The sequence below is a fragment of the Ruegeria sp. B10 genome, assembly GCF_056539825.1.
This window is the reverse complement of sequence record NZ_JBQFVP010000021.1, coordinates 32594-53487: the sequence shown is the minus strand read 5'-3', so window position 1 is coordinate 53487 and position 20894 is coordinate 32594. Positions and strand designations below refer to the sequence as shown.

Annotated in this window: 24 protein-coding genes and 1 tRNA gene; 17 read left to right on the top strand and 8 right to left on the bottom strand. The window is 58.0% G+C overall.

The features are described from left to right. Positions 1–60 precede the first annotated feature (60 nt). A complete protein-coding gene (locus ACR0J4_RS21965) occupies positions 61–528 on the top strand; it encodes a hypothetical protein (RefSeq protein WP_170644148.1) in 468 nt (155 codons plus the stop codon). A 1-nt stretch (position 529) separates the two neighbouring features. Further along, positions 530–916, top strand: coding sequence for a hypothetical protein (locus tag ACR0J4_RS21960; protein ID WP_170644150.1), 387 nt, complete (start codon positions 530–532; stop codon positions 914–916). A gap of 459 nt (positions 917–1375) precedes the next feature. Here ACR0J4_RS21960 and ACR0J4_RS21955 read toward each other — a convergent pair whose 3' ends face one another. Then, complete coding sequence (locus tag ACR0J4_RS21955; protein ID WP_170644152.1) at positions 1376–2821, bottom strand: phospholipase D-like domain-containing protein; 1446 nt, start codon at positions 2819–2821, stop codon at positions 1376–1378. Positions 2822–3181: 360 nt separating this feature from the next. Beyond that, entirely contained in the window at positions 3182–3856 is a 675-nt protein-coding gene (locus ACR0J4_RS21950; RefSeq protein ID WP_170556242.1) for an SOS response-associated peptidase, read from the bottom strand. Between the two features lie 376 nt (positions 3857–4232). Between ACR0J4_RS21950 and ACR0J4_RS21945 the strand changes: the two genes are divergently transcribed. Beyond that, positions 4233–4514: a hypothetical protein gene (locus tag ACR0J4_RS21945; protein WP_170644154.1), complete on the top strand. Its 282-nt coding sequence runs from the start codon at positions 4233–4235 to the stop codon at positions 4512–4514. Positions 4515–4669: 155 nt separating this feature from the next. Next, positions 4670–5047: a hypothetical protein gene (locus ACR0J4_RS21940; protein WP_170556244.1), complete on the top strand. Its 378-nt coding sequence runs from the start codon at positions 4670–4672 to the stop codon at positions 5045–5047. Between the two features lie 113 nt (positions 5048–5160). Here ACR0J4_RS21940 and ACR0J4_RS21935 read toward each other — a convergent pair. From ACR0J4_RS21935 to ACR0J4_RS21920, 4 genes are all read right to left on the bottom strand, one after another. Next, positions 5161–5237, bottom strand: a tRNA-Arg gene (locus ACR0J4_RS21935). A gap of 64 nt (positions 5238–5301) precedes the next feature. Next, positions 5302–6684: a sensor histidine kinase gene (locus ACR0J4_RS21930; protein WP_475220645.1), complete on the bottom strand. Its 1383-nt coding sequence runs from the start codon at positions 6682–6684 to the stop codon at positions 5302–5304. 18 nt (positions 6685–6702) lie between these two features. Further along, positions 6703–8121 (bottom strand): FAD-dependent oxidoreductase, encoded by a 1419-nt coding sequence (locus tag ACR0J4_RS21925; protein ID WP_170644156.1) that lies wholly within the window; start codon positions 8119–8121, stop codon positions 6703–6705. Positions 8122–8126: 5 nt separating this feature from the next. Continuing rightward, a complete protein-coding gene (locus ACR0J4_RS21920; RefSeq protein ID WP_480668818.1) occupies positions 8127–8885 on the bottom strand; it encodes a TVP38/TMEM64 family protein in 759 nt (252 codons plus the stop codon). 269 nt (positions 8886–9154) lie between these two features. On the opposite strand from ACR0J4_RS21920, the gene rpmH reads away from it, so the two are divergent. From rpmH to yidD, 3 genes are read left to right on the top strand one after another with little or no spacing between them, the layout of a single operon-like run. Next, positions 9155–9289, top strand: coding sequence for a 50S ribosomal protein L34 (gene rpmH, locus ACR0J4_RS21915; protein ID WP_005980833.1), 135 nt, complete (start codon positions 9155–9157; stop codon positions 9287–9289). Between the two features lie 26 nt (positions 9290–9315). Beyond that, a complete protein-coding gene (gene rnpA / locus ACR0J4_RS21910; RefSeq protein ID WP_170556246.1) occupies positions 9316–9741 on the top strand; it encodes a ribonuclease P protein component in 426 nt (141 codons plus the stop codon). Then, the gene (gene yidD, locus ACR0J4_RS21905) at positions 9738–9974 is read left to right on the top strand and encodes a membrane protein insertion efficiency factor YidD (RefSeq protein ID WP_170459835.1); all 237 of its coding nucleotides are present in this window, start codon (positions 9738–9740) and stop codon (positions 9972–9974) included. The genes rnpA and yidD overlap by 4 nt, the downstream gene beginning before the upstream one ends. Here the strand turns inward: yidD and ACR0J4_RS21900 are convergent. Together ACR0J4_RS21900 and ACR0J4_RS21895 are read right to left on the bottom strand one after the other, a co-directional pair. After that, positions 9971–10708: an alpha/beta hydrolase gene (locus ACR0J4_RS21900; protein ID WP_170644158.1), complete on the bottom strand. Its 738-nt coding sequence runs from the start codon at positions 10706–10708 to the stop codon at positions 9971–9973. The two genes, yidD and ACR0J4_RS21900, sit on opposite strands and share 4 nt — an antisense overlap. A 49-nt stretch (positions 10709–10757) precedes the next feature. Next, positions 10758–10907, bottom strand: coding sequence for a hypothetical protein (locus tag ACR0J4_RS21895; RefSeq protein WP_170556248.1), 150 nt, complete (start codon positions 10905–10907; stop codon positions 10758–10760). 113 nt (positions 10908–11020) lie between these two features. On the opposite strand from ACR0J4_RS21895, the gene ttcA reads away from it, so the two are divergent. The 10 genes from ttcA to ACR0J4_RS21845 all read left to right on the top strand — a co-directional run bounded on the left by ttcA (position 11021) and on the right by ACR0J4_RS21845 (position 20859). Continuing rightward, positions 11021–11914 carry a tRNA 2-thiocytidine(32) synthetase TtcA gene (ttcA, locus tag ACR0J4_RS21890; protein ID WP_170556249.1) on the top strand — a complete coding sequence of 298 codons (894 nt, stop codon included), beginning with the start codon at positions 11021–11023 and terminating at the stop codon, positions 11912–11914. A gap of 66 nt (positions 11915–11980) precedes the next feature. Then, complete coding sequence (locus ACR0J4_RS21885) at positions 11981–13516, top strand: GGDEF domain-containing phosphodiesterase (protein ID WP_170644160.1); 1536 nt, start codon at positions 11981–11983, stop codon at positions 13514–13516. A gap of 126 nt (positions 13517–13642) precedes the next feature. After that, positions 13643–15472, top strand: a complete 1830-nt coding sequence (gene yidC, locus ACR0J4_RS21880; RefSeq protein WP_170644162.1) for a membrane protein insertase YidC — start codon at positions 13643–13645, stop codon at positions 15470–15472. Further along, positions 15469–16206 (top strand): MOSC domain-containing protein, encoded by a 738-nt coding sequence (locus ACR0J4_RS21875; protein WP_170644164.1) that lies wholly within the window; start codon positions 15469–15471, stop codon positions 16204–16206. The genes yidC and ACR0J4_RS21875 overlap by 4 nt, the downstream gene beginning before the upstream one ends. Further along, positions 16203–16856, top strand: coding sequence for a ribosome biogenesis GTP-binding protein YihA/YsxC (yihA, locus tag ACR0J4_RS21870; protein ID WP_170644166.1), 654 nt, complete (start codon positions 16203–16205; stop codon positions 16854–16856). Before ACR0J4_RS21875 ends, yihA begins: the two co-directional genes overlap by 4 nt. Next, positions 16853–17221 carry a DUF2946 domain-containing protein gene (locus ACR0J4_RS21865; RefSeq protein ID WP_480668817.1) on the top strand — a complete coding sequence of 123 codons (369 nt, stop codon included), beginning with the start codon at positions 16853–16855 and terminating at the stop codon, positions 17219–17221. Before yihA ends, ACR0J4_RS21865 begins: the two co-directional genes overlap by 4 nt. A 69-nt stretch (positions 17222–17290) precedes the next feature. Continuing rightward, positions 17291–18694 carry a PepSY-associated TM helix domain-containing protein gene (locus ACR0J4_RS21860; protein ID WP_170644168.1) on the top strand — a complete coding sequence of 468 codons (1404 nt, stop codon included), beginning with the start codon at positions 17291–17293 and terminating at the stop codon, positions 18692–18694. Positions 18695–18808: 114 nt separating this feature from the next. After that, positions 18809–19672, top strand: a complete 864-nt coding sequence (gene argB, locus ACR0J4_RS21855) for an acetylglutamate kinase (RefSeq protein ID WP_170556255.1) — start codon at positions 18809–18811, stop codon at positions 19670–19672. Between the two features lie 18 nt (positions 19673–19690). Beyond that, the gene (locus tag ACR0J4_RS21850; protein ID WP_170644170.1) at positions 19691–20365 is read left to right on the top strand and encodes a ferredoxin; all 675 of its coding nucleotides are present in this window, start codon (positions 19691–19693) and stop codon (positions 20363–20365) included. Continuing rightward, positions 20362–20859 (top strand): histidine phosphatase family protein, encoded by a 498-nt coding sequence (locus ACR0J4_RS21845; protein WP_170644173.1) that lies wholly within the window; start codon positions 20362–20364, stop codon positions 20857–20859. Before ACR0J4_RS21850 ends, ACR0J4_RS21845 begins: the two co-directional genes overlap by 4 nt. The last annotated feature ends 35 nt before the right edge of the window (positions 20860–20894 follow it).

Genomic DNA, 20894 nt, shown 5'->3' with positions numbered 1-20894 from the left:
AGCACGGCAACAAAGGACGCGATCTAAAAATAGGTGGATCACAGATCAGGGGGAAACACGATGGCAGCTACCTGCAATGCCTCTCTGTCGAGGCGAGATTTTATCAATCTGGCCGCTGCTGCTTCTCTTTGTTGCATCTCAAGTTGTGCCCCGTTCGACCGCAGTAGTTCGATCGGCGACATAAATTCTGAGCTCACAGCCGCGTTGGAACGGATACCTTCTTATGATGGCTCAGATCTGGTTCAGGTCGCCCGGGAGATTGAGGCGAATTCAACACTGATGATCCAGGCGCACGCGGCCTTTATTGAAGAATTCAACCGGTTGTCCGCCAACCGCTCTGTAAAACGTTCCAAGTTGGTAGCTGTTTCAGACAGATATGACACCGAACGCCGTTCGCAACGCGATAACCTGCTGGTATTGCAGGGGCAATTGCAGGCAGCAGTCCCGGAAGACTACTGGCCGGAAGTTGCTGAAATTTTGTACGAAAAGGCAGACTTAGTCGCTTTGGGAACCAGCTTGGAGTTATGATATGCCAGTAATTGCGACGATAACGGCGGTCACTTTCTTTTTGGACGGATCGTCTGATTTAGCACCATCATTTCTGGAGCCCAATACGCTGAGACCCGCCTTGGATAAGGCTATTTCGCCCGCAGACAGCGATGTCCGGACCGCGGCCTTGAAAATTGTGAGCGACTTGGAAGTTGCCGTTGATCGGTTCCGTGCCGCGGTCGAAGGTTCTGCGGACAATGCCATTCTCGGTTCCACGGACAAATCAGCATCGGCATCGTCCACAAGAGCCATTTTTAGTGAACTGGATCGGGAAAGAGATCGAGCGATAAGCGCGGTAATCGACTCACGTGATCAACTCGTTTCGCTTTTGGATCAGGAGACCTGGTCGCGAGTATTCGATGGGTAATGTCTATTGATAAAGGGGGCAATGTCCACCCTGTCGTCGCTGCAACGCTATCCATAAAGTCGGCGAATACGTTTGTTTGGTGAATTGGATGATGATGCATCCCATGAGGCGTGCTCAAAGTGCTTGCAGACGATGCCGCTACTTTTTGTCTTTTTCCTTTTTTTGGTCATTTGAGGGCGCTCGCCAAAATGAGGCCGCGCCCCAAATCACCAGAACAACCGTAACTATGCCACCCACAATAAATTCCATATCAAGATGATAGCCACACGAGCTTGTTGGCGCAACTTTTCAACACCGCGAAATAGACAAAGGGACGTTCAGCCTTCCCTTTCAATTTCGGACAAACCCTCTGCATTGTCCATTTTGGGTCAAGTTTTTAAGGGCGTTGCGGATACCAAAAAAGAACTACCTCTCAGACCGCTCGCTTGGACGTTCGGGTGTAAGGCTAAGCTTGGCTGCCTACAGGTAAGGGGAAAGTAGCCGGGCGAAACCGTTGCGCAATTTGGCTAAAAGCGGGAGATCATTGATCTCTTCGAGGCTGATTTCTCGAGCGCCAAGTGCTTTTGAGTCAAGTATGGCATGGAGTTCTTCCGACAGCTCTCGATGATAGCATTCAACATTGAACTCAAAATTCAATCGCAGGCTTCTGGGATCCCAATTTGTGCTTCCAACAAGAGCCCAAACGTCGTCCACGAGCATGAGTTTCGTGTGATCGAACGGTGGCTTGGTGAAGAAAACCCGGCAACCATGTTCCAAAATTTGCCCAATCTGCCCCATAGCTGCCCACTCGACAACCTTAACGTTGTTGTTGGATGGCAGGTAGATTTCGACCTTGATGCCACGGAGCGCCGCCACTGAAAGCGCTTCTATCAGCCGAGAATCTGGCAGGAAATAAGGGCTGACAATACGCACCCGTTCCCGCGCGGCCGACAGCGCTGCGAAAATGAGTTTGCTGAGCGTCTCGAAATCCTCGTCTGGTCCGTGCGAAATCCCCCGCGACCAGACTGTGCCATGGCGGGTAAGCTCTGGAAACCATGCCGGGCCGCTCAACTGCTCACCTGTAGTGAAGGCCCAGTCCGTGACAAACACTTGTTTGAAATGGCTTACAACCGGTCCCTCGAATTTGAAATGCAGGCATTGTGTCGGCGCCTCGGGATCGAGGTTCAGGCAATGCGCTTCACGAATATTGGTGCCGCCTGTGAAGCCAATGTAGCCATCCACAACAAGGATTTTTCTGTGATTTCTGAGGTTTGAAAAGCGGCGTGAGGAGAACCCGCTCGTAGGAAGAAAACTCGCGGCTTCAATGCCCACCTCTTCCAAACGAGTAATCATATTTTCTTTGCTGTAGCGCGCGCCAACGCAGTCGATAAGAACGCGCACTACCACGCCGCGATCCTTGGCGCGGACGAGCGCATTCAAGAATTCTTCTCCTGCTCGGTCGCTGTCAAAAATATAGCTCAACAATCCAACCGATAATTTGGCACTATCTATGGCAGCGATCATCTCCGGAAAGGCCTCATCACCATCTCGCAGGCAATCGACCGTGTTTCCCGGCAAGAGTGGCTTTGCGCTAAGAGCTTCCCCGGCACGGGCTAATCCGGCCAAGTGAGGTAGTTGGATATTAGCCTCTTCAAACAACACTCTCTCACTTTCCGAGAGAGAGAAACCTGGAATTCGGCGCATGGTGTCTGACAGGCCCATCCGTGTGCCAGCCCGGTTGATCCGATTGACGCCCAGTATGATGTACGCCAACGAGCCAACAAACGGCGCAAGCCAAGCAAGAGCTGACCAGCCAATCACCGCGCGCGTATCGCGCTTTCTCAGAACGGCATGCACAGTGACTCCGAAGGCTAAAGACACCTGCGCAAGCGCGACGAGAAATGCCCACAGGTAGACGAGGCTCAAAATACGATCCCCCAAATGCAGCTATACCACTTGAAGCCTCACACTATCTCTTTTGACTAACAAGGGTGCAGAAAGTTTGTTTTTGACATGCTTGGATCCAGCCGTTCTACCACTGGCGTCACGCTTGGCGCACCTCATAGGCCGTCTCCGAGCCTTACCAACGCCTGCTTAGCTCCATTCTGCGGACCTCGATGAACGGTGCAGCGAAGGTCTGCTTCCCGCCCAAAACGACAGATGCTGCGCCCATAACCTAAGTCGCCTTTGGGCTCGATGCAGACATCTGACAATAATCGTCGGATGTCCAAGGCGAGATCGTAAGCGGACATTCGTTGACGGGGACACTCTCCAGCACCGTGCCGTTCAAAGACTAGTGTCAGACTTTTCTCCTACACCTGATCTGACGATATCCATCTCATCTGAGAGATAGGGCTCTAGCAGTTCAAACGCCCGCGCTGCGCTGCCATCCAACCAGACCTCATAGTCACTAGGACGGAGTATGACTGGCATTCTCTGCGGATGTATCGGACGCACAATTTCATTCGCTGAGGTGGTTATCACTGTGTACGCTGGAACCTCTTCTCGCCCTTCTTTGCCTTCGTATCGCGATACTTGCCACATCCCGGCAAACGCAAATGGTGGGCGAACCCCGGAGCCCTTGAGCGCGAACCAGTGGTATGTGGCTGGATTGCGCCCTTGCGCCTCGCAGAACGAACTTGCAGGTACGAGACAACGGCGCTCTTCGAAGCTGTTCTTCAACAGCCCGCTCTTCAGGACCTTTTCGTCCCGCGCATTGTTCCAGGCATGAGGTTGCAGGATGGCACCAGTCTTTTTTGATTTCTTGGTCGTTCGAAACCCCCATGACAAAGACACGAGTTCACGCGCCCCGTCTTCGTCTTTCCTGACGATGGGCGCCATGTGCTTTGGGTAGATTGCTGGAAGTGGTTCCGCGTTTCCGAGCCTGTCTTTTTCTAAAGCGACGTCGAATAGCTGCCGCATCGCATCTGCCGGGGTCGTATTCGAATAGAGGTTACACATTAATCTGCCTCACTTACCTCAGCCTCTCGGATAAATAGGTGGCGAACAACAGTTCAGCCCACGATGACGGAAGCCACGGCTACGCTAATCCTGAATGCATTTGTACGGCATCCCTAGGAAATTTGAGAGAGAGACATAAATCCGGCCTTACCTGGTGCGTCTATAGAGAGCGCAAATGATCGCAATTTGGCATCCATTATGCTATACAAAAGATATACTTATCTCTTGGTACCTTCACCTTCTGAGAACAGAGGAGTCCACTGTGCCAACACCTCTCTTCAAGCCTGGTCATTCCGGTAATCCGGGTGGGCGACCCAAGCTGGACCCCGAGACAAGAAAGTTGATCCAGTCGAACGGCGAGATCGCTGTGAAACGCATGAACGATCTTTTGTCGATGGATGAGCTCTTCAATCGCATAGATGGGAACGGCGAATTTGTATCGGGAAAACTCTCTGGCAAGGAACAAATCGCCTTGTTGGCCTTAGCGCAGGACCGAGCCTTCGGACGCGCTGATGGCGTTAGCATCACACACACCCACAGCGGAACTGTCGGCATGAGCGTCAATCCAACAAAGCGGCTCAAAGACATCAGCGACCGCCTTCCAGAAAGATTGGCTCAGCAGAAGGTGATTGAGCCAAAACTGGATGACGTCGAGTAGTCTCCAACCATCTCTTAGGGGCTGCCTGGTGCAGAGGTTTGGGTTTGCGCCCACAGGCCATGCGCCCGCGCACGTAAGCCGCCTCGATTTGACGACCCTATATTGTATCTGATAGACAACGTCCCCTTTTTCCAAAAAATTAGGAGGACCTGCAGATGTGGGTAGCATTCTCGACGCCCGAGGGTTCGGGCTTTTTCTCAGCCGTTGCAAAGGATAAGGACGGCAAGACCAGCGGGCCGCACATGGGGTCTCGCGTCTGTCTGCGGTTCCGCCGCGCTCAGGACGCCGAACTTCTGCGCGATTATGGTATGGACGGCGAAGTGATCGAAACACTAGGCGGCGACTATCGTTACCGGGCTTTCATTCCACGCAATCACCTCGTGACTGTGCTGATGAACCTGGGCGACCGAATGGCATACACCAATTTCAAGGACAGCATCCACGAGGATGACATAGCACTAGCAAACGCATGCCACGAGGCATGGGCAGTGTTCGGCGATTTACAGGATGGTGGACCGTATGGATTGTGGTGAAAACACCCTTTTTTCACCCAGAATGGTTGCCTCAAAGTTGCCTTGAGTAAAAAGCCCATGGACCCATCAAGTGGGCCGCACCATTTAAGCCTCTATTTTTGAAGGTAAACCAGTGGCGGACCGAGGAGGATTCGAACCCCCGACCCCTTGATTCGTAGTCAAGTACTCTATCCAGCTGAGCTATCGGTCCGCGTTGGTGAAGCGGTGTTTAGACCCGGTGCGGGGGACGTGCAAGCCGATTCTGCAAAAAATCTTCAAAAAGTTAGATCGCCGCGTGGGAGGCTTATTTCAAAGGTTGTACCGGTGGGTCCGGTCTCTTTCAACACAAGATCTCCACCATGTCCGCGCACCAGTTCCTGTGAAATCGCAAGTCCAAGGCCCGAGCCGCCTTTGCGCACGCCACCTTGGAATGGCGTGAACAGATTCTCACGGGCTTTGGGTGGCAGGCCGGGGCCGGTATCGCGGATTTCGATGCACCAGCTGGCCTCCATGGCGCAGCCGGTGACAGTGACGCGCCCGGGTTTACCCGAGGCAACCAGAGCCTGCCGGGCGTTGCGCACGAGGTTCATGATCACGCGGAACAGTTGCTCCGGATCCGCGCGCACGACCAGATCCTCCGGCACTTCGTTCATGATTTCGACGCAGGCATCAGCAACGGCGAGCTGCTCGCTTGCGGCAACATCTTCGGCGATGTCGCGGACGCGCACCATGGTCAGGGTCGGCGCAGGCTCTTCCGCGCGGCCAAAGGCAAGGGTACTTTCACACAGCGAAACCGCACGCGTGATCGAGTTGACCAGCTTGGGGGCCATCCGGCGGACAAGGGGGTCATCGCTGGCTTCGATCCGATCCGTAAACAACTGCGCCGAGGTCAGGATATTGCGCAGGTCATGGCTGACCTTGGCGACAGCGCCACCCAGTTGCGCCAGGCGCTCACGCTGTTTTAGCGCCTGCGTCAGGTCGGTCTGCAACATCTTCAAGGCCTCCTCCGCCTCACGCAGTTCGGTGACCTTGGAGTTGGGAGTGATAATGCCGCGCGCATCCTCGGGCGCGCTGGCATAGCGTTGCATATAGCCGACAACGCTTTTGATCGGACGCACCAGCACGACGCGCACCGCAAGGAACAGGAAGAAGGCCGTAATGATCGAAATAACGAAAGACAGCCCCAGAATGCGCAGCCCATAGTCCACCATCGCCATGCGCAAAGGCATGCTATCAATAGTGACCTCGATCAGTAGACCGGCCCCTTTGACTGGCTCGCCGATCACGCGGATGACTTCATTCTCGGTGGTGAAAATCCGGTTCATTGCGTCGCGGATCAGGATCCACGGGCCAGCATCGCGCAGGTCATAGGTGTTGGTGATCTGTTCCGGGATCGGCGATGACAGCATCAGCTGCCGCACCTCATCGCGCCGCAGGACAACGTTGTAGACACCCGCATTTGCCAGTAGCTCGGCCTCAAGATCATCAGCGAGCATATCATCAGCCAGCAACGCCAAAGACGCGATCTGCGCGCGTTCCAGCCGGTTCAGCAGGAAGTCTTCTCGGAAACGCGCGATGGACGGCACAAAGATCAGGACCTCGGCCAACATCACGAAGACCGTCGTCAGGATCAGAAATCGGCCGGACAGCGAGTTCAATTGGCGCTCCTCTTCCGGTCAGGGGATCCAGCGTTGCACGAACCTGACCACGCGTTTAACCGTCTGATTCTCAAACAGCCTTGGCGAGAAATAAGCCCCCGCCACACGTTTGTTAAGTTCTCCGATCGTCGGATAGGGCGAAACCATCGCGGCGATCTGCCCCATCTTGAGGTTATTGGCCAGCGCAAGGGACCACAAGTTGATCAACTCTCCGGCCTGATGACCGACAATTGTCGCGCCTATGGGGCGTCCTTTCACGACCATGACCTTGATAAAGCCCTTTGTCTTACGCTCGGATATGGCGCGGTCATTGTGGTGGTAGTCGAAACGAGCAACCTCCATCGCATCGCCATGCTGTTCACGGGCCTGCGCCTCGGTCAAGCCAACTTGAGCCAGTTCGGGGTCCGTATAGGTGGCCCAAGGGATATGAGCGGTTTTCGCCTTTGACGGCAGACCAAATAGGGCTGAGCGGATGATGATGCCCGCGTGGTACCCCGCCACATGGGTGAATTGCAGACCACCCGCCACATCGCCGATGGCATAGACCCTGCGGTTGGTCGTGCGCAGGGCATCATCCACCTTGATCCCGGTGCGCGTGCGGTCGATGCCAGCGGCCTCAAGATTCAGGCGTTCGACATTGGCCTTGCGTCCGGCTGCCATCAGAAGATGGGTCCCCTCAAAGATGTCTCCGTTCTGGGTGACAACTTCGACCGCGCCAGCCGAGCCTCGGATTTGCGCGACCATGGCTTGTTCTTGAATGTCGACGCCTTCGGACCGAAGGGTTTCGAGAACAAGGGCTGCAGCCTCGGGGTCATCCTTGCCCAGCGCCTTTGCGCCTTCGATCACGGTCACCTTGCAGCCAAGCCGAATATGGGCCTGCGCCATCTCCATCCCGATGGGGCCGCCGCCGATAATCAACAGGTGGTCGGGCTTGTTCTTCAGATCAAAGATGGTTTCATTCGTGTAGAACGGCACCGAGTCCAGCCCCGGGATCGGCGGCACAAGCGGCGAAGACCCGGTGGCGATGACAACCCGCCGGGCGGTAATCACGTTCTCACCGGCCTGCACCTGTGTCGGGGACAGGAAGGTGCCAAATTCGCGGATCACCTTGACGCCGAAGCCCTCGAACCGCTCCTGGCTGTCCATCGGCTCGATCTGAGCGATGACGCCGTGCACGTGATCCTTGGCGGCGGCATAGTCCACCTGCGGCACAACATCGGCCACGCCAAAGGGCGCGGAATGGGCCTGCCCATAGGCCATCTTGCCACTGGCGATCAGGGCCTTGGATGGGACACAGCCAAAGTTCAGGCAATCCCCGCCCATCTTGTGACCTTCCAGCAGGATCACATCGGCCCCCATCTGCGCGGCCCCTGCCGCAACCGACAAACCGCCCGACCCGGCGCCGATGACCAGGATATCTGTTTTCAGCTCTTTCATGGAATTCAGGCGTCCTTTTTCCCGCGCAGGGCTTTGATCAGAATGGGCAGAGCGGCCAATACGCACAAGCCTATGATCGGACCGATAACAAAGGGTTCCCAAAGCAGCGAAACATCAGGCGTTTCGCCGCGATCAAAGACACCGCCCAGGCCAACGCCGATCCAGGTGTAGACAATCCCGCCCGGAATGATGCCAAGCGCCGTGGTGAACAGGAAGTTGCGGAATTTCACGCCCACCAGAGCCGGCACCAGATTGGCCACAAAGAAAGGAACCACGGGCACAAGACGCAGCAGGAACAGGACCGAGATCTCATTCTCGCGCAGGCCGTCCTTGAGTTTCTTGATGGTCCCTTCCGAGGATTCGAGCCGCGCCGTCAGCGACTCCCCCAAGCCCCAGCGCGCGGCCAGAAAGATGGCGGATGCGCCGATCGTGGCCGCGAACACGTTGAACGCGGTGCCTGCAAACAGGCCGAACAGGAAACCTCCGGTCATCGAGGCGACGGCGGCCCCGGGCAGGGAAAACGCTACGATCACGATATAGATCCCAACGAAAGCCGCGGCCATGGCCCAGTAGTACTCATCCCGCCAGGCCAAGAGGGCCTCGCGATTGTCGCGCAGGGTTTCAAAACTCAGGAAGTCGCCAAGGGTGAAGAACCCCACCGCGGCAACGGTCAGGATCACAAGCAATGGAATATGGCGCGCAAACCCGCTGCGCGGTGCCTGGGTCGTTTCGCTCATCTGGCTGTCCGGCTTTGATTGTTTCATTCTGACCTCAACATGCGCTTCCCTGTGGTCCGACAACAGGCCCCTCACGCGGCCTTGAACTCTGTGGCCGGGAATGTGAGGGTTCGGGGCGCAAAAAACCGGATTCTGAAATCTTTTGATCGGCCAGGTTACAGAATTGTTGCAAAAGGCGCGAAAACCCGTGCCTTGGGGTTTGACTTACCCCCCGCTTGGCAGTAGAGGACGAGCTTCGAACACTCGGGCCAGGCGAATCCGCGCCGCACCCACCGCTATAGATTGGAGACGGAGCGATGAAACGCACCTATCAGCCTTCGAACCTGGTTCGCAAACGCCGCCACGGTTTCCGCGCGCGCATGGCCACCAAAGCCGGCCGCAAAATCCTGAACGCGCGCCGTGCACGCGGCCGCAAATCGCTGAGCGCGTAAACCGCCTCACCGATCAGGTTATGAACATGACGCCGCCGGAGGCCCCTGAGGATGGTATCAGCCAACCGAGGGTCAAGCCCCCGGCGGCGTCCGTTTGCGCGCCCAAACCTCTGACCATTCTCAAGAATCGTTCTGATTTCCTGAAAGCAGCGCGGGCGCGTCGACAAGGCACATCCTCGATGATGGTGCAGGCGCGCAGGCGCGCTTCGGACGAGGGCGCAGGCATTCGCGTTGGGTTTACGTGTTCCAAAAAGGTCGGCAATGCGGTGGCCCGCAACCGCGCCAAGCGCCGCCTGCGCGAAGCCGCCCGTGCCGTACTACCCAAGCAGGGGCATGAGGGCTGGGACTATGTCCTGATTGGCCGCGCCGAGGTCACCGCCGGGCGGGCGTTTGACGCCATGCTCGACGATCTGCGCTATGCACTGCGTAAGATCCACGCCCCTCGCAAATGACCTTGCTGGCGCGCATATTTGCCCTGCCCGTGCGCGCATACCGGTTGGTTTTCAGCCCCTGGGTCGGATTCAATTGTCGCTACCAACCGACGTGTTCGGCCTATGCACTGGAAGCGCTAGAGAAACATGGCGCGATCAAGGGCGCGTGGCTGGCCGCCCGTAGAATCGGGCGCTGCCACCCATTGGGCGGCACGGGGTATGACCCTGTGCCCGAGAAATCCGAAGACGATTAGACCAGCGCCAGATTCCCTCGGGTCGTAAACCCTCGGGTCGGGATGACTTCACGATCCAACTTCCCGAGCAGAGTGTGATGCAAATCCTCGTAGAACCGGGGCGAATCGAAATACCAGCTGTGGCTGGCGGATGGCCCATCCGGGTAATCCGCGCGATTGTCATTGAAGAACTTGCCGCAATAGAGGTTAACCGCCTTTTCAGGGTGGTCCGAGGGCATACCCACGCGCCCTAATCTGCGCGAAACGCCAACGCGCTTGACCTCAGAGATAGAAAGAACCTCATCAAACGGGCTGTAGTAGCAGGTTAGCCTCGCACACCGCCGCATCAGGGATGAGGTCTTGGCGCTACCCTCCCGGAAAGACTTGGCCGAAACATCCGCCGCAACAAAGGCGATCTGGCTGGTGGTCCAGCTGTGCTGCGCGATCTCATGGTCGTCATCGGCATAGTCCATGGCCTCGCGCACCAGAAACGTCCCCATTGAATGCGCCAGAACATGAACATTATGGGGGCAATCCGGGGTCTGCATTTTGGACAGGCGTCTGATCCCGTCATTGAACAGCTTATCTGCCGAGCGCCGAGCATCGGCCCTGTCCGAGCTATAGCCTAAGACCGACCCATCGCTTGGCCAGTCAAAGCTGACGATCACACCTTTGAACCCATGGGCCTCAAGCCCTTTCCGGATCTTGCGGTGCCGTTCCAACTTCTCGAACTGCTCGGTGTTGAAGCCATGCACGAAAAAGACGATGTGGCCCTGTTCATGATCCGTCGCCCCGGCGGCCCGGCTACACCTTGTCCAGCCAGTCCGAGATTCGGATTTCGTGTTTACGTGCTGGTGTCTTTACGTTGGACGGTATTGCCAGATAGCGCGCCTTGCCCAGTTTGTTTGAATAGGTATTGCCGCTGCGTCCGCGGACGGTAAAGAAATAGTCCATTTTAAACTCCGTTAGTAAATCCGCAGAGCATAGCACAGGCGGCGTTTTCCCCAAAAACTGGCCCGGGTTCACGACACCTTGCCCGCGCGCATCCTGCGCTGTAATCACGGCCCATGTTTGATGAAGCCGACGATATCCATCCGCTGTTTGCTGGCGCGCCCTCGACGACCGAGTTCAAGAAGCTGCGCAAACGCATCGTGCGCCAGACCCGTGAGGCGATCGAGCAGTACGGGATGATCGACCCGTCCGCCCATGATAAGGACGGCAAGCCGCCACGCTGGCTGGTCTGCCTGTCGGGCGGCAAAGACAGCTATACCCTGCTTGCTGTTCTCTATGAGCTGAAATGGCGCGGGTTGCTGCCAGTCGATTTGCTGGCCTGCAATCTGGATCAGGGACAGCCGGGCTTTCCCGCCACCGTCCTGCCCGAGTTTCTGGATCGGATGGGCGTTCCCCACCGGATCGAATATCAGGACACCTATTCCGTTGTGATGGACAAGGTCCCTCAAGGCCGGACCTATTGCGCCCTGTGTTCGCGCCTGCGTCGGGGCAACCTGTATCGCATCGCGCGGGAAGAGGGATGCTCGGCCGTGGTGCTGGGTCATCACCGCGATGACATTCTGGAAACCTTCTTCATGAACCTGTTCCACGGCGGGCGTCTGGCAACCATGCCCCCCAAACTGGTTAATGAGGAAGGCGACCTGTTCGTCTTCCGCCCGCTGGCCCATGTGGCCGAGGCCGATTGCGAGAAATTCGCCAAGGCAATGAACTACCCGATCATTCCCTGCGATCTGTGTGGCAGTCAGGATGGGTTGCAGCGCCAGCAGGTCAAACAGATTCTCGATCAATGGGAAAAGAACAGCCCCGGCCGCCGTCAGGTCATGTTCCGCGCCCTGACCAACGCCCGCCCCTCCCATTTGCTGGACCCAAAATTGTTCGACTTTTCAGGGCTTTCCTTGGATTTCAGCAAAAAAGACGAAAATTCTGCCGAAATTCCGCAGTTGCGTTAACGTCTGACTCAGACTGGTTTCCTACCGTTCACCTTGAGCCTTCGATGCCCAACGCCTGGAATAGTTATGCGGAACCTTCCTGATTTTGACCGTTTTCTGCGTCCTGTGACCTCTGCCCTCAGCGGGCCATCTGCGCTGGCCTTTCTGCCAGCGCTCAGCCTTGGCGCGTTTTGGCTGGGCGGCGAACGCGCGCTTGTCAGTGTGACGCTTGGGGTGCCGTTGATGTTCGCGGTGGCAGGGAGTGTGGACAGTCAGGCGAAAACGCATGCAGCGCAGGCAATCGGGGGTGTGCTGCTAAGTGATCAGTTCAATCTGGCCCTGTCAGAAAAGCTTGAAATCGCGCACCAGCAAGAGGCTGGTACAGCCTGCATCGCCATTGCAATCGACGGCTTTCCCGAGGTTGTGGATATTCACGGCCAGGCCGCCGCCGATCACATCCACCAGCAGTTCTCTAGCCGGGTTCTTTCGATGATCCGCGACGATGACATTGCGATGTTGGTCGGGGACGATGGTTTGATGATCGGGCTGCATCCGTCGCAACAGTTGGATCTCGAGGCTTGTATTCAGATGTCAGGGCGCATCCAGTCTGCGGTAGAAGAGCCGATCATGCTCAATGGAATCGGCCTCTACCTGACCTGTTCGATTGGGTTCAGCATGAGCAAAACAATTGCCGGCGATACGGTCTCGGACTGGAAAGCCGCCAGCACCGAGGCGCTGACCGAGGCACAACGCAGCGGGCCCTCGACGATTCGGGCCTATTCCTCCGAGACCCGGCGCAGGTCACTGATCCGCAGCAATCTGCGTAAAGAGTTCGAGGCGGCGCTGGATCATGGCGATATCCGCCCATGGTTCCAACCACAGGTATCCACGGATACCGGCCGCGTTACGGGTTTTGAGGCGCTGGCTCGATGGGAACATCCGCAGAAAGGCGTGCTAAGCCCACAAGTCTTCCTGCCCTTCGCCGAACAAGCCGACTTGATGGAGCGTTTGGGTCAGGCCATCCGGCACCACGCCTTCACCGCCATGCGGGCCTGGGACAGGGCGGGCGTTATTGTGCCGCGTATAGGCGTCAACTTCTCTTCGGATGAGCTGCGCGCACCGGGTTTGATCGACCGCCTCAAATGGGAGCTGGATCAATTCGATCTGACCCCCGACAGACTGACCGTCGAAGTGTTAGAGACCGTCTTTTCCCGCCGCCCCGACGACGTGATCACCCGCAATGTTACCGGCCTTGCAGCTTTGGGGTGCTGTATTGATCTGGATGATTTCGGCACCGGCCATGCCTCGATCGCGTCGATCAAGCGGTTCAATGTCACGCGGATCAAAATCGACCGCTCATTCGTTGCCAAATCCGATCAGGACCCCAGTCAGCAACAGATGGCCAGCGCCGTCCTGACCATGGCCGAACGCTTGAATCTGGAGACGCTGGCGGAAGGGGTCGAGACACCGGGGGAGCATGCCCTGATGGCCCAGCTTGGATGTGATCACGTGCAGGGCTTTGGTATCGGCAAGCCAATGCCGTTCGAAAAGACGCTGGACTGGATGGCCGCGCATAACGGCAAGATGAACGGGGTTCCGAAAATCGGACGCCAAACCGGCTGAATTCAGTGAAAGAGTGCCCCGGAATGCCACGGCGCGACGAATTTGCAGCCGATTCCGCTTGACCTTTGGGCCTGCACTCTGTTGAACCCTGCGGGTGTCTTTCACTGCTCAAGGTGGCTGTCCCAGATGGACGATCAGAACAAGAATCTCATCCTTGCAACCGCGCTCAGCTTTCTCGTGATCCTGGTCTGGTTCGTGTTGTTCCCTCCGCCGGAACCCACGCCCGGAACGGAACAGACCGAGATCGCAGCAACCGAAGGGTCAGAGATTCAAACGCCCAGCGCAAGCGGCACCGGAACGGTTGGCGAGTCAACCGCGACCGCGGAAGAGGCTCAGCCCGAAGAGCAGGCCCCGCGCGTTGCGATTGATACGCCCCGTCTGAAAGGCAGCCTGTCGCTGTCGGGCGGCCGCATTGATGAGCTGTTCCTGAAGGATTACAAAGTCTCGCTTGAGGAAGACGCACCGATCGTCGAACTTCTGGCCCCGGTCGGGTCGGATTCGGCCTACTACGCCCTCTATGGCTGGGCCCCCGGATCCGGTGTTAGCGGCACGGACGTTCCCGGCCCCAACACCCTTTGGACCCTTGAGCAGGGCGAGACATTGGGCGTGGACACCCCCATCACACTGGCGTGGGACAACGGCAATGGCCTGACCTTCCGCCGCACAGTCTCGGTGGACGAAAACTACATGTTCTCGGTGACCCAGTCGGTCGAAAACGCCACCGGCGCTGAGGTCAGTATGGCCCCCTACGGCATTCTGGCCCGCCATGGCATTGGCGAAGACGGCGATCTGCCGGGCCTCAAGAACTTCTTCATCCTGCATGAAGGGGTGATCGGCATGGCCGACGGGACTTTGACCGAGGTCGACTATGGCGATGTCCGCGACTTCGACATCGACCCGAACGAACGCGCTCAGGCCGAGGTCTATCAGGTCAAAGAGGACGGCTGGATCGGCTTCACCGATCACTACTGGATGACAACACTGATCCCCGAGCCCGGATCGGCCTTCAAAGCAGCCGCAAAATACGACTCGCGCCGCAAAATCTATCAGACCGAAACCGTACTTCCGACCCTGACAGTGGCTCCGGGTGCAACGGAAGAGGTCAGCACCCGCCTGTTCGCGGGCGCGAAGGAATGGGAAGCCATTCGGGAATACCAATCCGAAGGCGTTCAGAAGTTCATCGACAGCATCGACTGGGGTTGGTTCTTCTTCCTGACGAAACCGATCTTCTGGCTGCTGCATAACATCAACCTTCTGATCGGTAACATGGGTTGGTCCATCATCGGCCTGACGCTGATCATCAAGGCGATCCTGTTCCCGCTGGCGTTCAAATCCTACGTCTCGATGGCGAAGATGAAGGAGCTTCAGCCGCAGATGGAGGCCCTGAAAGAGGCGGCTGGCGACGACCGTCAAAAGATGCAGCAGGGCATGATGGAGCTGTACAAGAAGGAAAAGGTAAACCCCGCTGCGGGCTGTTTGCCGATCCTGATGCAGATCCCGATCTTCTTCTCGCTGTATAAGGTGATTTTCGTTACTATCGAACTGCGTCAGGCCCCGTGGTTTGGTCCTTTCCAGGACCTCAGCGCGCCGGACCCGACCTCGATCTACAACTTGTTTGGCTTGTTGCCTTGGGCCGCACCCGCGCCTGAAAGCTTCCTTGCGCTGATCTTTATCGGGATCCTGCCCCTGCTGTTGGGTATCTCGATGTGGCTGCAGCAAAAGCTGAACCCGGCACCAACCGATCCGACACAGGCGATGATCTTTGCCTGGATGCCGTGGGTCTTCATGTTCATGCTGGGCGGGTTTGCCAGCGGTCTGGTGGTTTACTGGATTGCCAACAACACCATCACCTTCACCCAGCAGTATCTGATCATGCGCAGCCAAGGGTATAAGCCGGACGTGTTCGGCAACATCAAATCCGGCTTCAAGCGCACGCCGAAAACGGACGGCAAATGAGCGGGCAGGTCTCAGCCATCTGGCGGCACCCGATCAAGAGCCATGGGCGTGAAGCCCTGACCGAGATCACTGTACTCCCCGGGCAGACCATGCCCGGGGATCGTGTTTGGGCCGTCGCGCATGAGGCTGCCAGGACCGACGGCTCGGAATGGGCACCCTGCGTAAATTTCAGCCGCGGTGCGAAGGCACCCAAGCTGATGGCGATCTCGGCTGAGACGCAGGGCGACCACGTGACCCTGCGCCACCCTGATCGTCCGGACCTGAGCTTTGCACCCGATACCCAACAGGACGTGTTTTTGGAGTGGGTCAAACCCCTGATGCCTGCGGATCGCGCCGCCTCCGCACGGATCGTGCGTGTGCCCGGTCGGGGCATGACCGACAGTGATTTCCCCTCAATCAGCCTGTGCAACATGGCCAGCCACCGCGCGGTCGAACAGAAGCTGGGTCGTGACCTGTCGCCTATCCGCTGGCGCGGCAATATCTGGTTCAATGGCCTGCCCTTGTGGGAGGAGTTTGATTGGCTCGGTCGCCAAGTTCAGATTGGACAGGCCGTGTTCCACGTGCGCGAACGGATCACGCGCTGTCTGGCAACCACTGCCAACCCCGATACGGGCGAGCGGGATGCAGACACGCTTGGTGCCCTGAACAGTTGGGACCATCAGGATTTCGGCGTCTACGCCGAGGTGATCCGAGGCGGTGAAATCCGCATTGACGACAAGGTTCAACTGCTATGAACACCCTGCCCTTCCCTCTTGCCGAAGATCCTGACGAGTTCGCGCTGGAGCGTGGGCGCAAGCTGTTTGCAGGTGAATCCGAGTTCGTCAAAGGCGTCGTCGCGATGAACGGCCTTCCCGCCCCTGACCGGCTTGAGGTCTGTTTTGCTGGACGCTCGAACGTGGGGAAATCCAGCCTGATCAACGCGCTGACCGGCACCAAAGGTCTGGCACGTGCCTCAAACACACCGGGCCGCACTCAAGAAATCAACTTTTTCACCCAAGGCCCTGAGCTGTATCTGGTGGACCTGCCCGGCTATGGTTACGCCAATGCTCCGGTCAAGGTAGTTGAGAAATGGCAGCGGCTGTTGAAGCAGTATCTCAGCGGGAGGCAAACCCTGCGTCGGGCCTTCGTTCTGATCGACTCACGCCATGGTGTGAAGCCTGTGGATGACGAGATCATGAAGCTGCTGGACACCAGCGCCGTGACCTTTCAATGCGTCATGACCAAAGCCGACAAGGTGAAGGCCAACGACCGCGAGAAAGTTCTGAACCAAATTCGTACAGCCCTGTCCAAACACCCTGCCGCCTACCCCGAGATCGTTCTGACATCCTCGGAAAAAGGGGATGGGGTGCCAACACTCCGCTCGATCATCGCCCATCTGGAATGACCCTGATCCTGCGCGTCTTTGGTGTTCTGACCCTGCTTGCACTGCTCGCGACCAGTGCAATTCCGCAGGGATGGATGCCAGCGCAAGGCAAAGACGGCAAGATCCTACTGGTGCTTTGCACCGGTGAGGGAACGGTCGAGCAATGGGTCGATCTGAACCCGGACGATCCAATCCATGATGAGCATGACACGCGCTCCATGTGCCCTTTTGCGGGGCTCACTGCGGATGCCAATTTGCCCGGGTTTGAGTTGATCATTCCGGCGGATTTCCAACTGCAGCCGCGCTGGGCTCATTCCGATTTCACCCATCGCAGTGCGGGGTTCTACGCCCGCTACGATGCGCGGGGACCACCCCGCTTCTCCTGAAACAGCGAAACCTTGTTTTTACCCTGCGCGTACCTGCGCGCGAGGGATGTCTGTATATGGAGATTAACAATGGCAATGGACAGCCAAACTTCGGGCGCGGCCCCGATGCAGAATACAACTGCGCAAAAATTCTACTTCGCCGCGTGGCGGTGGCATTTCTACGCCGGGATTTTCGTGATCCCGTTTCTAATCATCCTCGCCGTCACCGGTTTGATGATGATGTTCATAACCCAGTTTGACGGGCGCGATGGCGAGAAAATCGCCGTCACGGTTGAAGGCAAAGCCCTGCCCGTCTCGCAACAGGCCGAGGTCGCCTTGGCCGAGGTTCCCGGGCAGGTCGTCGAATGGATCGGCCCCAAGGCCGAGGATCTGGCCACCGTCTTCCGCATCAAAACCGATGCAGGCCAACGTTTGGTCGCGGTCGACCCTTACGCCGGTCAAGTTCTGGAAATCTGGGATCGCCGTGCCGGATGGTATGATCTGGCGGATAATATCCACTCGACCCTTCTGATCGGTACCACTGGCGACCGCATCCTTGAAATCGCGGCAGGCCTGAGCCTCGTTCTGGTGTTCACCGGTCTCTATCTATGGTGTCCGCGCGGCAATGCGATGGCGGGTTTTGTGCCCGATCTCAAGGCGCGAGGGCGCGCGTTGTGGAAGTCCCTGCACGCGGTGGTCGGCTTCTGGATGTCGCTTTTGCTGATCGTCTTCCTTGTCTCGGGCCTGTCCTGGGCCGGGGTCTGGGGCGGTATGATCGTTCAACCCTGGAGCAGCTTTCCAGCCGAGAAATGGGACAACGTACCCTTGTCGGATGAAACCCATGCCAGCATGAATCACGGTCATCAGAACGACGTGCCGTGGGCGCTAGAGCAAACACCCATGCCTGCCTCCGGCTCTGACGCCGGAATTGAGGGCGTGCTTGAGGGGACTGCAATCGATATCGACGCGCTGGTGGCTTTGGGGGCGGCATTGGAGATGAGCGGACGATTCCGAGTGGCCTATCCGGGTGGAGAAGATGGCGTCTGGACGCTCAATCGCGACAGCATGAGTAGCGACTCGACCGATCCGGTGAACGACCGAACTGTCCATGTCGACCAGTACACCGGCAAAATCCTGGCCGATGTACGGTATACGGACTATTCGCTGATGGGCAAATCCATGGCCGTGGGCATCCCGTTCCATATGGGGCTGATGGGTACGTGGAACTTCATTCTCAACGTGGTGTTCTGCCTATCGGTGATCTTCGTCTGCGTCTCGGGCGTGGTGATGTGGGTCAAACGCCGCCCGCAAAAGGCGCGTCGTCTGGCGGCTCCACCGATGCCTGCGGAATTGCCGTTGTGGAAGGGCGCGGTCCTGATCGGGCTGTTCACAGCTATGGCTTTCCCGCTGGTCGGGCTGACCCTGTTGGGTGTACTGGCCTTCGACCTGCTGATCCTCAGCAATATTCCCGCGATGAAACGCGCGATGAGCTGATCTGAACAGGGGTCGCGCCAACCCGGCGCGGCCCCATAGCCTGCATTTGCAGCGGTATGGTCTTGGCAGCCCGGTCCAAACGCCCTAACAGGGTGGATCAGAGGACTGACAGCCATGAAGACACGAGACATGAACCGGGACTGGATCGCCACCGCCGCAACCCTGAACAGCGCGTTGCCCTATTTGCAGCGCTATGATGGCGCGATTGTTGTCATCAAGCTGGGCGGCCACGCCATGGGCAGCGACGAGGCGATGGATAGCTTTGCCCGCGACGTCGTGCTAATGCGGCAGGTCGGGGTGAACCCGGTGATCGTGCATGGCGGTGGACCGATGATCAACGCGATGCTCAAACAGCTGGACATCCAGTCCGAGTTTGTGGGCGGCAAGCGCGTCACCGACAAAGCGACGGTCGAAGTGGTCGAGATGGTCCTGTCGGGCCTTGTGAACAAGCGGATCGTACAGGCGATCAACCGTCAGGGCGGCACCGCTGTGGGACTGTCGGGCAAGGACGCCAACCTGATGACTTGCGAACAGACCGATCCTTCGCTGGGCTTTGTGGGGTCTCCAGCGAAGATGGACCCCAAGGTTCTGCACGACCTGTTCTCGCATGACGTGATCCCGGTCATCGCACCGCTTGGTGCGGGCACGGAGGGGGAGACCTTTAACGTCAACGGCGACACCGCTGCGGGGGCTATCGCCTCGGCGCTGAAAGCGGATCGCCTGCTGCTGCTGACAGACGTCTCGGGCGTCAAGAACGCCGCTGGCGACGTGGTGACTGAGCTGAAGGCCGGTCAGATCCGCGAAATGACTCTGGAAGGGACCATTGCCGGTGGTATGATCCCCAAGACCGAAACCGCGCTGGATGCGCTGCATAGTGGAGTGCGTGCGGTGGTTATTCTGGACGGACGCGCGCCCAACGCGGTCCTGCTGGAGCTGTTCACCGAACACGGCGCCGGGTCGTTGATACGCCCCGACTAATACCAAACCGGAGGAGATATGACCCAACAGCCCGCCTCCTCTCACCACAATTATGACCGTGTCGAACACGCAGCGCGGCGGTTTGGGCTGATTGTCATGGGCGCGCTGCACCCGCGTCAGGTGCAAGCGAAACAATTGGATGGCGGTACGCTGATCCTTCTGGGCGCAGGGCCCGAGTTCTGGCCCCAATTGAAATCAGCGCCGGAATGGCAGGGCAAGGATCCGGTGGATCGCTGGTCACTCCGTGTGGTTGGGCAATTGGCACAGGACTTGGGTGCCGAGGCACATTTTCCCTTTGGCGGCCCTCCCTACGCGCCGTTCATTGACTGGGCGTTGAAGTCAGGGCGGACCTTCAGCAGCCCGGTGGGTGCGCTGGTACATGACCAGATGGGCATGATGATCTCACTGCGCGGCGCGCTTCATTTCGCCGATGAGTTTGCGATTCCCCAGGCAACCGCCCCTTCGCCCTGCACCTCATGCGCAGCGCCTTGCACGCAGACCTGCCCTGTGGGGGCGCTGAATGATCAGAGCTTCTACAATGTCGAGGCCTGCCACAACCACCTCGCAACGCCCGAGGGGCAGATCTGCATGACCGGAGGGTGCCTCGCGCGCCTCTCCTGCCCGGTCAGCGCCCGCGCGGGGCGCGACCCGGACCAATCCGCACATCATATGAGGGCTTTTCATCCGTCATGACACACACCCTGATCCTGACCCGCCACGCCAAGTCTAGCTGGGATGATCCCAACCTCAGTGATCATGAGCGACCACTGAACAAACGTGGGCGCGCCTCGGCCCCTGCGATCGGGTCTTGGCTCAAGAAAAACGGCTGGGTCCCGGATGAGCTTCTGAGCTCGAACTCGGTCCGAACGCGTGAGACCTGGGACCACATGGGTCTGAATGCTGAAAACGCCTACTACGCCTATGACCTCTATCTGGCGGGGCCGGATGCGATGCTGGCTGAGTTAAAGACGGCAACAGGCCGAACCGTGATGATGCTGGGTCACAACCCCGGGATTGCCCAATTCGCGGCTCAGCTTGTCGAAACCGCGCCTGAGCACGCACGGTTCCACGACTACCCGACCTGCGCCACAACGGTGATCCAGTTTGAGATCGACAAGTGGTCCGACATCCAGAAGCACAGAGGCAAGGTCTTGGGCTTCGCTATCCCGCGCGAGCTTCTGAAATAAAAAAGGCGGGGCAAAACCCCGCCTTTCCTTTGGTT